This is a genomic window from Chitinimonas taiwanensis DSM 18899 (assembly GCF_900119825.1).
In the GTDB taxonomy this organism is placed as follows: domain Bacteria; phylum Pseudomonadota; class Gammaproteobacteria; order Burkholderiales; family Chitinimonadaceae; genus Chitinimonas; species Chitinimonas taiwanensis.
In genome coordinates this window covers 119,864-132,834 of sequence record NZ_FPKR01000007.1, presented here as the reverse complement: position 1 = coordinate 132,834, position 12,971 = coordinate 119,864, and the positions used below count along the sequence as shown (strand labels likewise).

At 64.5% G+C, this 12,971-nt stretch carries 11 protein-coding genes; 9 read left to right on the top strand and 2 right to left on the bottom strand.

Annotation, left to right across the window (positions count from 1 at the left end):
• Window positions 1–64: 64 nt before the first annotated feature.
• Entirely contained in the window at window positions 65–1,768 is a 1,704-nt protein-coding gene (locus tag BT173_RS10180; protein ID WP_072428538.1) for a diguanylate cyclase, read from the bottom strand.
• Window positions 1,769–1,873: 105 nt separating this feature from the next.
• Here BT173_RS10180 and BT173_RS10175 point away from each other — a divergent pair, with 105 nt between their 5' ends.
• The 5 genes from BT173_RS10175 to fghA all read left to right on the top strand — a co-directional run bounded on the left by BT173_RS10175 (window position 1,874) and on the right by fghA (window position 7,155).
• Complete coding sequence (locus BT173_RS10175) at window positions 1,874–3,175, top strand: leucine-rich repeat-containing protein kinase family protein (RefSeq protein WP_072428537.1); 1,302 nt, start codon at window positions 1,874–1,876, stop codon at window positions 3,173–3,175.
• Window positions 3,176–3,295: 120 nt separating this feature from the next.
• Window positions 3,296–4,231 carry a diacylglycerol/lipid kinase family protein gene (locus BT173_RS10170; RefSeq protein ID WP_084658408.1) on the top strand — a complete coding sequence of 312 codons (936 nt, stop codon included), beginning with the start codon at window positions 3,296–3,298 and terminating at the stop codon, window positions 4,229–4,231.
• Window positions 4,228–5,016, top strand: a complete 789-nt coding sequence (locus BT173_RS10165) for a metallophosphoesterase family protein (RefSeq protein ID WP_072428535.1) — start codon at window positions 4,228–4,230, stop codon at window positions 5,014–5,016. Before BT173_RS10170 ends, BT173_RS10165 begins: the two co-directional genes overlap by 4 nt.
• A gap of 103 nt (window positions 5,017–5,119) precedes the next feature.
• Complete coding sequence (locus tag BT173_RS10160) at window positions 5,120–6,226, top strand: S-(hydroxymethyl)glutathione dehydrogenase/class III alcohol dehydrogenase (protein WP_072428534.1); 1,107 nt, start codon at window positions 5,120–5,122, stop codon at window positions 6,224–6,226.
• A gap of 59 nt (window positions 6,227–6,285) precedes the next feature.
• Window positions 6,286–7,155, top strand: coding sequence for an S-formylglutathione hydrolase (fghA, locus tag BT173_RS10155; RefSeq protein ID WP_072428533.1), 870 nt, complete (start codon window positions 6,286–6,288; stop codon window positions 7,153–7,155).
• Here the strand turns inward: fghA and BT173_RS10150 are convergent.
• The gene (locus tag BT173_RS10150) at window positions 7,094–8,227 is read right to left on the bottom strand and encodes a PEP-CTERM sorting domain-containing protein (RefSeq protein ID WP_072428532.1); all 1,134 of its coding nucleotides are present in this window, start codon (window positions 8,225–8,227) and stop codon (window positions 7,094–7,096) included. The two genes, fghA and BT173_RS10150, sit on opposite strands and share 62 nt — an antisense overlap.
• A gap of 538 nt (window positions 8,228–8,765) precedes the next feature.
• On the opposite strand from BT173_RS10150, the gene BT173_RS10145 reads away from it, so the two are divergent.
• From BT173_RS10145 to BT173_RS10130, 4 genes are all read left to right on the top strand, one after another.
• A complete protein-coding gene (locus BT173_RS10145) occupies window positions 8,766–10,040 on the top strand; it encodes a CmpA/NrtA family ABC transporter substrate-binding protein (RefSeq protein ID WP_072428531.1) in 1,275 nt (424 codons plus the stop codon).
• Window positions 10,041–10,167: 127 nt separating this feature from the next.
• Window positions 10,168–11,076: a nitrate ABC transporter permease gene (gene ntrB, locus BT173_RS10140; RefSeq protein ID WP_084658406.1), complete on the top strand. Its 909-nt coding sequence runs from the start codon at window positions 10,168–10,170 to the stop codon at window positions 11,074–11,076.
• Window positions 11,077–11,311: 235 nt separating this feature from the next.
• Complete coding sequence (locus tag BT173_RS10135) at window positions 11,312–12,103, top strand: ABC transporter ATP-binding protein (RefSeq protein WP_072428530.1); 792 nt, start codon at window positions 11,312–11,314, stop codon at window positions 12,101–12,103.
• Window positions 12,104–12,169: 66 nt separating this feature from the next.
• Entirely contained in the window at window positions 12,170–12,940 is a 771-nt protein-coding gene (locus BT173_RS10130) for a type IV pili methyl-accepting chemotaxis transducer N-terminal domain-containing protein (protein WP_072428529.1), read from the top strand.
• Window positions 12,941–12,971: the final 31 nt, after the last annotated feature.

Genomic DNA, 12,971 nt, shown 5'->3' with positions numbered 1-12,971 from the left:
CGGCGCAGCAACCAAACCCGACACTAGCCGCCGCTGAGCGGCTTTTTGCTGCCCAACTCCATCGCTAGCCCTGCGCCAGCTCCACCCGGTTACGCCCCGCATGCTTGGCACGGTATAGCGCCGCATCGGCCTGCTGGATCAGGGTTTCGGCCTGCTCGCCGTGCAGGGGAAAGGCAGCCAGGCCCATCGATACCGTCACCGCGGGCAGCACCGCGCCCCCAACCCGCACGGTCAGCTCGGCAATCTGCTCACGTAGTGCTTCGCACTTGGCACGCGCATCCTCAAGACTGGTCTCGGGCATGATCAGGGTCAGCTCCTCACCGCCAAAGCGGCAGGCCAGATCGCTGCCACGCAGCGATTTGCGCAGTAGCTGGGCGATATGGCGCAGCACCTGGTCGCCCGCCTCGTGACCATGATTGTCGTTGAAGCGCTTGAAGTGATCGACATCCAGCATCACCAGGCTCAGCGTGCTGCCCTGCCGATTGGCACGAATCAGCTCGCGCGCCAGTGTTTCGTCCAGAAAGCGCCGGTTATACAGACCGGTCAGCGCATCGATGATGGACTGGCGGCGCAGGTTTTCGCGCAGATTCATATTGGTCAGTGCCAACGCCACCTGCTCGGTCAGGGTATTAGCCACCTGGCGCAAGGCGCTGGGGAAGCTGTGCTCGCCCAAGTCCGCACTAGCTTCCAGATAGAGCACCCCAACCGGCTCACCGCCGGCCATCAAGGGCAGGCATAGATAGGCTTCGGGTTGTGCATTGCCGAGGTGCTGGCAGACCGGTTCCTGGCGCAGATCATTGACCTGGTGCGGCTGGCCGCGCCGTATCGCCCAGCACTGATGGGGTTCGAACAGGCCGGTCTCGCTGCGCAGCACGCCCCAGGCCGTCATGCGCTCGAGCAGATCGCGCGAGGGGTGGTACGCATACAGCGCGCCCGCATGCTGGCCGAACAGCTGTTGCGCATACTTGCCCGCCACCTCGAAGAACTCGGCCGTATCGAGGCAGACCTGCAGCGCACTGGACATGCGCGACAGCAGCGCCATCTGGCGATTGCGCTCTTCCAAATCGAGCGCACCAGCCTGCATGCGCTCGCTCACTTCGCGCAAGGCCATGCTGGCACGCAGGCGTTCACGCATGCTGCGCAGCATCTGCCAGAGCAGCAGACCAAACAACAGTGCATCCATCACGGCCACCAGTACCACCACCAAGTTCACCAGGCGGCGGCGGTTCTGATATTCGTTGTACTGCACGGCCTGCTGGGCCTGGAGCTGGCTGCTCAGCTCGGCCACGCTGACACGCAGCCTGTCCATGCCTAGCTTGCCGGGCGAGATATCCTGCGGCGCATCGACCCCACCATTCACCTGACGGCGCATTTCCACCGCGCGCGACTGATACTGGTGCAGCAGATCGATCTGCTTGCTAATCGCCTGCAGGCGCAGGCTTGTCTCGGCCTCGGCGCGAAAGTCCTGCCTGAGCTGGCGCAAGAGCAGCAGCGCATGCTCATTGCCCTGGTAGTAGGGCTGTAGATATTCCTGCCGGCCGGTAATTAGAAAGCCGCGCGTGCCGGTTTCGGCATCCTTCAGGCCCGAGAGCAGCTGCTGCAGATCATCCAGGCGCTCGCGCGTCTCCTGCTGCTGCAGATTGGCTTCCTCCACCCAGTTGGCCGACATAATGGGTGCGAGGGCAGTGAACACTAGCAAGCACATGGCCAGCAAAAGGCCCAGGCGCAGATAGCGTTGCGGGAGCAGATGCTTGACGGAATGGGGCATGACGATGAAAGCGGATGCGGATGCCTGATTTATGGCACAGCGCAGCCGCTTTGCCTGCCGCCAGCACGCTTACAATGGCGGCCTGTTCCGCTGCCCCACCCCACTATGCATACCCTGGCCCAATTACGCGCCGGCCAGCTGGCCGGCCTGCGTCGCCTCGATCTGGCCGAAGGCCTGCGCGAATTCCCGCCCGAGATCTTCCAGCTGGCCGATACGCTGGAAGTCCTGAATCTGAGCGGTAACCAGCTCAGCCACCTGCCCGACACGCTGCCGCAGCTGCACAAGCTGCGCATCCTGTTCCTGTCCGATAACCAGTTCGAACAGCTGCCCGCTGTGCTCGGACGCTGCCCGAATCTCACGATGCTTGGCCTGAAGGCCAACCGCATCCACCACATTGCCCCCGGCGCACTGGCGCCCAGCCTGCGCTGGCTGATCCTGACCGATAACCGCCTGGCAGCGCTGCCAGCCGAGATCGGCCAATGCCGTGACCTGCAAAAGCTGATGCTGGCCGGCAATGCGCTGCGCAGCCTGCCGGCCGAGCTCGCGCAGTGCCAGCGCCTGGAATTGCTGCGCATCGCCGCCAACCAGTTCAACGCCCTACCCGACTGGCTCTTCACCCTGCCGCAGCTGCGCTGGCTGGCGATTGCCGGCAACCCTTGCTGCCCCGATCTGCTCAGCAGCCAGCCCAGCGTGCCCTGGGCGGCGCTGCAGTTGCACGAGCAGCTGGGCGAAGGCGCGTCCGGCCAGATCTTCCGCGCCGATTGGCGCCAGCCAGATGGCACGAACCGCACGGTCGCCCTCAAGCTATTCAAGGGCGCGCTGACCAGTGATGGCCTGCCGCAGAGCGAGCTGGCCGCCTGTCTGCAGGCCGGTCGTCAGGCCAATCTGCCCGAGGTGCTGGGCGAGCTGCACGGCCACCCGGATGGTCGCCATGGCCTGCTAATGGCGCTGATCCCGTCCGACTTCCGCAATCTGGCCGGCCCACCCAGCCTGGCCAGCTGCAGCCGCGACTGCTACCCGGCCGAGCTGAGCCTGAGTGCCGCGCAGCTGCGCCGCATCGCCCAAGGCGTGGCCGCCGCCATGCAGCAGCTGCATGCGCGCGGGCTCAGCCATGGCGATCTGTATGCGCACAATCTGCTCTGGCGCGGCGATGGCGAGGCATTGCTCAGCGACTTCGGCGCCGCCAGCCCGCTGGCCGCGCTGCCACCGGAGCAGGCCCTGGCGATGCAGCGCCTGGAGGCGAGCGCCTTCGGCTGCCTGCTGGCCGAGCTACTCGCGCACTGCCACGAGGCAGACGAACTCATCGCCCTAGACGCGCTGGCCGGGGCCTGCCAGCAGCCCGAGCCGCAGCTACGGCCCAGCTTCGCGGCGATTACTGCGGCGCTCGCCCAGCCAGTGACACGCTAGCGCGATCCGGCAAGGGGAAGGTTCGGCGCCAAGACAAGCCGCGCCAGCCGCCCTAGACTGAGGCGGCGAACTTCATGCGCGCCAGGCCCTCAGACCCTTTCCCCCATGCAGGACCACGCGATGACCACAGGCCGTTTGCTGATCGTGATGAATGCCGGCGCCGGCCATAGCCAGGCCGAGGCCAGCCGCGCCGCCATACGTGCGGTGCTCGATGCCCACGGGCGCGCCTACCAGTTCTTCCTGGCCGACAGCGGTAGTGCACTACCGCAGCAGGCTGCGCTGGCCGTGCAGCAGGCACTGGCCGAGGGCGGTGCGGTGATTGCGGCCGGCGGCGATGGCACGCTCAATACCGTGGCGCAGGCCGTGCTGCCGCATAGTCTGCCGTTTGGCGTCTTACCCTTGGGCACCTTCAACTACTTCGCGCGCGCCCATGGCATGCCGGAGGACATTAAAGCCGCCACCGAGGCCTTGCTCAGTGCGCGCATTCAGCCCGTGCAAGTGGGGCTGCTCAATGAACGGATTTTTCTGGTCAATGCCAGCCTGGGCCTCTACCCCACCCTGCTGGAAGACCGCGAAGCCTATAAGGCCCAGTACGGACGCAGCCGCCTGGTGGCGCTCTGGGCTGGTCTGGTCACGCTGTGGCGTGCGCGTGGACGACTACGCATCGTGCTCGAGCACGACGGCCAGCGCAGCAAGCTGCGCACCAGCATGCTGTTCGTGGGCAATAACGCGCTGCAGCTGGCCCAGCTTGGCCTGCCCAGTGCGCAGCAGGTGGAACAGGGGGCGCTAGCCGCGCTGGCGCTGCGCCGAACCGGTCTGTTCACCGTACTGCTCCTGCTGCTGCGTGGCGCCATTGGGCAGCTGCATACCGCGGACAAGGTGCTGCACTTCACCTTCCAGCGCATCAGCGTACGTCCGCGCCTGCCTTATGGACGGCGGCGCATCAAGGTGGCAACCGATGGTGAGGTGGGCTGGATGAGTTCGCCGCTGGTGTTTGCCGTGGCGCCCCAGCCGTTGCTGCTGCTCTGTCCGGCCACGATGGAGACGCCGGCATGAGCGTGCTGCTGCAGCTGTCCGACCCGCATTTCGGCACCGAGCAGCCGGCCCTGATCGAGGCGCTGCACGCGCTGGTGGCCAGCCAGCGCCCCGATGTGCTGCTGCTGAGCGGCGATATCACCCAGCGTGCGCGCCGCGCGCAGTTCGCCGCGGCGCGCGCACTGGTCGATAGCCTGAACATTCCGCACTGCCTGGCCCTGCCCGGCAACCACGACATCCCGCTATTCAACCCGCTGGCGCGCCTGTGCTGGCCGTATGCGAACTATCTGGGTGCCTTCGGGCCGGAACTCGAGCCGGTGCTGGAGCGCGATGACCTGCTGCTGATCGGGGTGAACACCACCCGGCCCTGGCGCCACAAGCATGGCGAGGTATCGGCCGAGCAGATCGCGGCGGTTGCGCAGCGCCTGCAGCAGGCGCGCCGCGGCCAGCTCTGCGTGGTGGTCACCCACCAGCCTTTGCATGTGATTGCCGCGCGCGACCGGCGCAATCTGCTGCGCGGGCATGCCGAGGCGCTGGCCAGCTGGACCGCGGCCGGCGCCCAGCTCTTCCTGGGCGGGCATATCCACCTGCCCTATGTGCGCGCGCTGCCCGGTGGCAGCTGGGTAGCACAGGCCGGCACCGGCCTGTCGCGCCGTGTACGAGCCGGCGCGCCCAATTCGGTCAATCTGATCCGCTGTGGCGCGGCAGCCGATGACCAGGGCTGTCTGGTCGAGCAATGGGACTGCCTGCCGGGCGGCCGCTTCACCCTGCTTCGGCAAACCCGCCTACCGGTGGGCAGCGACTAGGCGGACAATCGCGCCCCGGCTGACTACCCTTGTCTGGTAGCCGCAGCGCGAACCGACGCTGCGGCCGTCTCTCTAACCCGCCTTTCCGTCTGGAGTTACCCGCATGAAGACCAAAGCCGCCATCGCCTGGCAAGCCGGCCAGCCCCTGAGCATTGAAGAAGTCGATCTGGCCGGACCGCGCGCCGGCGAAGTGCTGGTCGAGATCAAGGCCACCGGCATCTGCCATACCGATTACTACACGCTGTCTGGCGCCGATCCGGAAGGTATCTTCCCGGCCATTCTTGGCCACGAAGGCGCAGGCGTGGTGCTGGAAGTGGGCGCCGGAGTCAGCTCGCTCAAGCCGGGCGACCATGTGATTCCGCTCTACACGCCGGAATGCCGCCAATGCAAATTCTGCCTGTCGCGCAAGACCAATCTCTGCCAGGCCATCCGCAGCACGCAGGGCAAGGGCCTGATGCCGGACGGCAGCTCGCGCTTCAGCCTGAACGGTGAGCCCATCTTCCACTATATGGGCACCTCCACCTTCGCCAACCATATCGTGGTGCCCGAGATCGCCCTGGCCAAGATCCGCCCGGACGCCCCCTTCGACAAGGTCTGCTATATCGGCTGCGGCGTGACCACTGGCGTGGGTGCGGTGCTGTTCAGCGCCAAGGTGGAAGCCGGCGCGAATGTGGTGGTGTTCGGCCTTGGCGGCATCGGCCTGAATGTGATCCAGGCTGCCAAGATGGTCGGTGCGGACAAGATCATCGGCGTGGACATCAACCCCAAGCGCGAGGCGATGGCACGCCAGTTCGGCATGACCCACTTCATCAACCCGAAGGACGTGCCGAATGTGGTCGACGCGGTGGTGCAGCTGACCGACGGCGGCGCCGATTACAGCTTCGAATGCATCGGCAATACCAAGGTGATGCGCGACGCGCTGGAATGCACGCACAAGGGCTGGGGCCGCTCCATCATCATTGGCGTGGCCGAAGCCGGCGCCGAGATCAGCACTCGCCCCTTCCAGCTGGTGACCGGACGCAAATGGGAAGGCAGCGCCTTCGGCGGCGCGCGTGGCCGCACCGATGTGCCGAAGATTGTCGACTGGTATATGGAGGGCAAGCTGAATATCGACGACCTGATCACCCACCGCCTGCCGCTGGAGCGCATCAATGAGGGCTTCGACCTGATGAAGGCCGGCGAGTCGATTCGTTCGGTGGTGATTTACTAGACCTGCTCAGGGCGGGTGGCGCATGCCGCCCGCATCGACGCAATACAACAGGAAAGCCGATGAGCGAAACATTCGAACTGCGCAGCGAACACGCCTGCTTCGGCGGCGTGCAGCGCTTCTACCAGCATGCCGCGCGTGAGATCGGCCTGGACATGCGTTTCTCGGTCTATCTGCCGCCGCAGGCCCAGCAAGGGCCGGTGCCGGGACTGCTGTATCTGGCCGGGCTCACCTGCACCGAAGAGACCTTCATGATCAAGGCCGGTGCGCAGCGTTACGCAGCCGAGCATGGCCTCGCGCTGATCGCGCCTGATACCAGTCCACGCGGCGCCAATCTGCCCGGCGACAGCGAGAGCTGGGATTTTGGTGTGGGGGCGGGCTTCTATCTGGATGCCACGGCAGCGCCATGGTCCAGCCACTACCGGATGGAAAGCTGGCTGATGCAGGAATTGCTCGACCGTGTCTGTACCGAGCTGCCCATCCTGTCCAGCCGGCTGGGCATCTTCGGTCACTCAATGGGTGGGCATGGCGCTTTGACGCTCGCCCTGCGTCATCCAGGGCGCTTCCGCTCGCTCTCGGCGTTTGCGCCTATCGCCGCAGCCAGCGAATGCCCATGGGGCGAGAAGGCCTTCGCCGGCTATCTGGGGACAGACCTCGCCGACTGGCTTGCCCATGACGCGAGCGCGCTGATGCGCAAGGCGCACTGCCCTTTCCCGGACGGCATCTTGATCGACCAGGGCCTGAACGACCCATTCCTGGCTCAGCAGCTGTTACCCGAGCGCTTTGAAGCGGCCTGCGCGCTGGCGCAGCAGCCGCTGACGCTGCGCCGCCACGCCGGCTACGACCATGGCTATTACTTCATCAGCAGCTTCATGGCCGACCATATCGCCCACCACGCACACGTACTGCATGCCATAGCGGACGGCGACTGAGCGCGAGGCTGAGCAGGCCTATGCCCAGCAGCACCAGCGTGCCCGGCTCGGGGACTTCCTCACCGGGCGGCTGATTGACCGCCACCAGGAAGAGTTGCTCGTAACCATTGTCGATGCGCACATCTTTGCAATCGTCGATGCGGGTCGGGTTATTCGGATTATTCCAGCCGGCCGCGCAGCCCAGACGGAAGTCGAAGTGCAGCGTGTAGTCGTCGAGCACATCGTCGGTCTCGTTCTGGAACAGATCGTTCAGCCAGCCATCCAGCACCGGGAACACGCCGGCATAGGCAACATGGTCGGCACCCAGATTGTGGTTGATCTTGTGCGCTTCGCTGCCGTCGCAGGCCTGCGGCACCCAGGCAGCGCTCAGACAGACCTCGCCGCCCGAGCGGATATAGTCGGTCTCGCGCGTCAGGTAATCGACGCCCGGTTCGACATTGCCGGGGTCGTACAGGCTGGCATCGCCCTGGAAGGTGCCACCGTTCTCGTACACGGCACCCTCATTGCTCGCGTACAGATAGCGGTTCTGATAGACCTGATTATTGCCATCGGTCAGCCACAGCTTGGCCCACACCGCCAGGCTCTGGTCCTGGTTGGTGTCATTGTTATTGAACATAAAGGCCGCGCTGCCACCACCCAGAAAGCCCTTCAGGCTGAGCAGATTCGCATCCCAGGTATTGCCGGTTGCGTTGGCGATACCGCCCTTCGGGGTCGGTGCCGTCACATTGACCGCACCATTCATGCTCGCGTACTCGGGGCTGGAACCATTCGGGGTCAAGTAGGCATCGTCAAAGCCTGCCGCATTGGTGGTCACATCCACCCCGTTTGCACCGGTGTAGATGACCAGCTTGTCCTTGATCTCCCCGGGGGTGGAAGCCACCACATACGGATTCTTGTTCTTGGGCACCAAGGGATTGGCCTCGGCGTAAATGCCGGCCAGGATGGGCATGGAATAGGAATTCACATTCCCATAAGTCAGGTAGTTGGGAATATCCAGCGACAGCGGGGCGGCTTGGGCATGGAGCAGGCCGGCCAGGCAGAGCAGGGACGGTAGGCGGCGTAAGGTAAGCATGGCAGTGACCTCGGTTGGCTCGATTCAAGCACTACGAGCACATGCATAAGTAATGCCATGTAAATAAGTCACTGTTTCACATGGACTTATTCCACATTCATACAGGCTAATGTAAGAATTTCCTTACATATTGCGGCGCACCCAAGACAGCACACAGCGCCAACACGAGGCATGGCGCCATCTACGCGTGCCTTGATGGTGCAAGACGCTAGCCTCTTTCAACTCGAAAAATTGTGGATAACTTTTTCAATTCAAAAAATTTCTTTTATTTTCAATAATTTAATAAAAATATATTGTCAAGCCGCAATGCTGGCACGCTTGCTGCAATGCAACAGGCGTAGCCCCGCTCAACGGCGAGCCGGGGTGGCGAATTAACTCGTAGATGAGTTGAATCAGGCACTTGCACCGGAACCCAGGTGCGCGTGCCGGGCGGCGCAGCGATGCGGCCGGCCCACGGACAACGGCGTCCTTTGCATGGTTTTGCCACCCTGCGAAGTGCGCCGTTTTTTATTGCTTGTTCTCACCGCCAGGAAACGCAATGAAACAGCCACACACCTCCCCGCTCGACCCGACGCCCGCCTCGCACAGCCGGCGCGATTTCATGAAGACCCTGAGCCTTGCCAGTGGCGCCTCGCTATTGGGCATGCTGCCGCCCGGCGTACGCGCCGCCGCCAATAGCGGCAATGGCGCCCCCGAGCTGACCGAGGTCAAGGTCGGCTTCATCCCGCTCACCGACTGCGCCTCCATCGTGATGGCGGCCGTGCTCGGCTTCGACAAGAAGTACGGCATCAAGATCATTCCCAGCAAGGAAGCCAGCTGGGCCGGCGTGCGCGACAAGCTGGTCAATGGCGAGCTGCATGCCGCCCATGTGCTGTACGGGCTGATCTATGGCGTGCAGCTGGGCGTGGGCGGGCCGAAGAAGGATATGAATATCCTGATGACGCTCAACCACAATGGCCAGGCGATCACCCTGTCCAATCAGCTAAAGGACAAGGGCGTCAAGGATGGGGCGAGCCTGGCCAAGCTGGTGAAGGCCGAGCCGCGCGAATACACGTTTGCGCAGACCTTCCCGACCGGCACCCATGCGATGTGGCTGTACTACTGGCTGGCCAGCCAGGGCATTGACCCGCTCAAGGATGTGAAGACCATCGTGGTGCCGCCGCCGCAGATGGTGGCCAATATGCGCGTGGGCAATATGGACGGCTATTGCGTGGGTGAACCGTGGAATAACCGCGCAGTGGCCGACAATATCGGCTTCACCGCCGCCACCACGCAGGAGATCTGGACCGATCACCCAGAGAAGGTACTGGGCACCACGGCCGAATTCAGCGCCAAGTACCCGAACACCGCGCGCGCGCTGGTGATGGCCGTACTGGATGCCTCACGCTGGATCGATGTGATGGCCAACCGCCAGAAGGTGGCCGAGACGATCGCCGACAAGAGCTATGTGAACTGCCCGGTGGACATCATCGACCAGCGGCTGGAAGGCAAGTATGTGAGCGGTAATGGCCGCAACTGGCAAGACCCCAACTACATGAAGTTCTTCAACGACGGCAAGGTGACCTTCCCCTATCTGTCGGACGGCATGTGGTTCCTGACCCAGCACAAGCGTTGGGGCCTATTGAAGGCCGACCCCGACTATCTGGCCGTGGCCAAGGCGGTCAACCGCATCGACCTCTATAGCGATGCCGCGCGCGCGCTAGGTGTGGCCGTGCCCAAGGACCCGCTGCGCAAGACCACGCTGCTGGACGGCACGGTCTGGGACGGCAAGAACCCGGCGGCCTATGCGGCCGGCTTCAAGATCCGCGCCTGAGCAGTCCGCGCCAATCCCGCATCTGAACGCAGTCCGCCTCACCCAGCGAAAAACGAGCGTGGGGGCCGCCTAGGCAGGCGGTCACCCGGCGCCGATTTCTGCCCCGTGTTGCAGCCAGGAGAACCCTATGCAAGCCCTACCGCTATCGCCCACCACGCCGCCGGCCGAGGCCGCGCCGGCACCGCATGCTGATCGCTTCAAGCCGGCCCGCGCCAAGCCCGCCCTGCAGCAGGCTGGCGCGCTGCCGGCCGGGCCCAGCCGGCTGAACCGCACATTGCGCTGGTTCGCCTTCGAAGCCGTTCCGCCCCTGCTCGGCCTCGCCCTATTCATCCTGCTCTGGCAGGCGGTATCGCTATATAGCGACGGCCTGCCCGGCCCGGCCAAGACCTGGGCGGCGGCCGTGGAGCTGTTTGCCGACCCCTTCTATGACAAGGGTCCGAACGACCAGGGCATAGGCTGGAACATCCTGCATTCGCTCGAGCGGGTGGGCCTCGGTTTCGGCATGGCCGCCCTGCTTGGCATTCCGGCCGGTTTCGTCATTGGCCGCTTTGCCTTTATCGGCAAGATGGCCGCGCCCATCATCAGCCTGTTGCGCCCGGTATCGCCACTGGCCTGGTTGCCCATTGGCCTGATGGTGTTCAAGGCGGCAGGACCGGCCTCGATCTGGGTGATCTTCATTTCCAGCATCTGGCCGATGATCCTCAACACCGCCGCCGGCGTCTCGCAAGTGCCCAAGGACTATCTGAATGTGGCGCGCGTGCTGAACCTGCCCGAGTCCAAGGTGTTCACCAAGATCCTGTTCCCGGCCGTGCTGCCGCACATGATCACCGGCATCCGCCTCGCCATCGGCGTGGCCTGGCTAGTCATCGTGGCGGCCGAGATGCTGACCGGTGGCATAGGCCTCGGTTTCTGGGTCTGGGACGAGTGGAACAACCTGAACGTGGAACACATCCTGATCGCCATCTTCGTGGTCGGCATTGTCGGCCTGCTGCTCGAACAGGCACTGGTGCTGCTGGCCAGGCGCTTCGAGTACTGAGCAGGTGTGAGGTCAGCAGTGCGTGCCTGCTGCGGCTTCGCGCCGCGCCGCGCCGGGCCGGGCCGCGCCTCGGCCACTCAGCGGGCTTGCACTGCACCGCGTTCAACAGAGCAGGCAATAGGGCGGGGGTGCTGTCATGGCAGCCGGGAAGCTTCAGGCGGCGCCCCCTACCCCTTCTTCAACCGACGCCTGGCGCGCCAACTGCGCTGCGCCTGCGTCGATCAAGGAGCAAAGCATGGATAAGTTCGTACAGCTGCAAGACGTGGGCATGGCCTTCGATACCAAGCAAGGGCGTTTCGTGGCCTTGCGTAATGTGAACCTCGATATGGCCGAGGGCGAATTCGTTTCCCTGATTGGCCATTCGGGCTGTGGCAAATCCACGGTACTGAACCTAGTGGCCGGTTTACTGGAGCCCACCGGGGGCGTGCTGCTATGCAATAACCGCCAGATCGCCGGCCCGGGCCCCGATCGTGGCGTGGTGTTCCAGAACCATTCGCTCTTACCCTGGCTCAGCTGCTTCGAGAATGTCTACTTGGCCGTGGAGCGGGTATTCGGCGCCAAGGAAGGTCGCGCCAAGCTCAAGCAGCGCACCCATGAGGCAATGGCCCTAGTTGGTCTTACGCATGCCGAGCATAAGCATCCGCACGAGATTTCCGGCGGCATGAAGCAACGTGTGGGCATTGCGCGCGCGCTGGCCATGCAACCGAAGGTGCTGCTGCTCGATGAGCCGTTCGGTGCGCTCGACGCGTTGACCCGCGCCCATCTGCAGGATGAGCTGATCAAGATCGTTGCGCAGACACGCACCACCACGCTGATGGTGACCCATGATGTGGACGAGGCCGTACTGCTGAGCGACCGCATCGTGATGATGACCAATGGGCCGGCCGCCACCATAGGCGAAATCCTGGCCGTGGACCTGCCACGCCCACGCGATCGCCTGGCGCTGGCCGGCGACCCGGCCTACCACGCCGCGCGCACGGCGGTGCTGGAGTTCCTGTACCGGCGCGAGATGCGTCAGGCAGCCTAGGCCACCAGGGCAGGCCGGCCCAGCCTGCCCTTTCCCGCCACTATCCCATTCAAGAAGGAGGACGCCATGCGTGCCCTGCTCACCCTTGTTCTGTCCACGCTCTTGGCCCTGCCTGCACAGGGCGCGATTTCCGATGCCGATGCGATCAACCAGGCCGGCCGTCAGCGCATGCTCAGCCAGCGCATGGCCAAGGCCTTCGCCCAGCTGGCGCTCAAGGTCGAGACCCCACAGGCGCAGGGCATCCTGGCAGCCTCGGTGCGCACCTTTGAAACGCAGCTGCGCACCCTGCAGGCGCATGCACCCAGCGCGGCGATCAAAGCCCATTACGGCCGCCTGGATGGGCTATGGCTGCGCTACCGCGAAACCCTGGCCCAGCCGGCCACGCCAGAACATGGTCGCCAGGTGCTGCAGTTGTCGGACGAGCTCTTGAGCGTGGCCCATGCCGCCACCGTGGCCTGGCAAGAACAGGCGGGCACGCCACAGGCCGAGCTGGTCAACCTGGCTGGCCGCCAGCGCATGCTCAGCCAGCGCCTGGCCAAGCTGTACCTGTTCCGCGCCTGGGGCATGGCTGGCGTGGCCGAGGAGCGTGCGTTGAGTCAGGCACGCAGTGAATTTCTGGCGGGCCTTGCTCGCCTGGAAAGCGCGCCATTGAGTACCCCACGCATCCAGCGCGAGCTAGAACTGGCGCGCCAGCAATGGTGGTTCTTCGATGCGGCCCTAGCTGCAGGCAGCGACGAGGCCGGCCGGCGCGATGTGGCCACCACCAGCGAGCGCATCCTGGAAACCATGAACACGATTACCGCGCTGTACGAGCAATTGCCGGCCAAGCAGCCCTGAGCGGCGCCAAGCCGTCAGCCAGTGGGCCAGG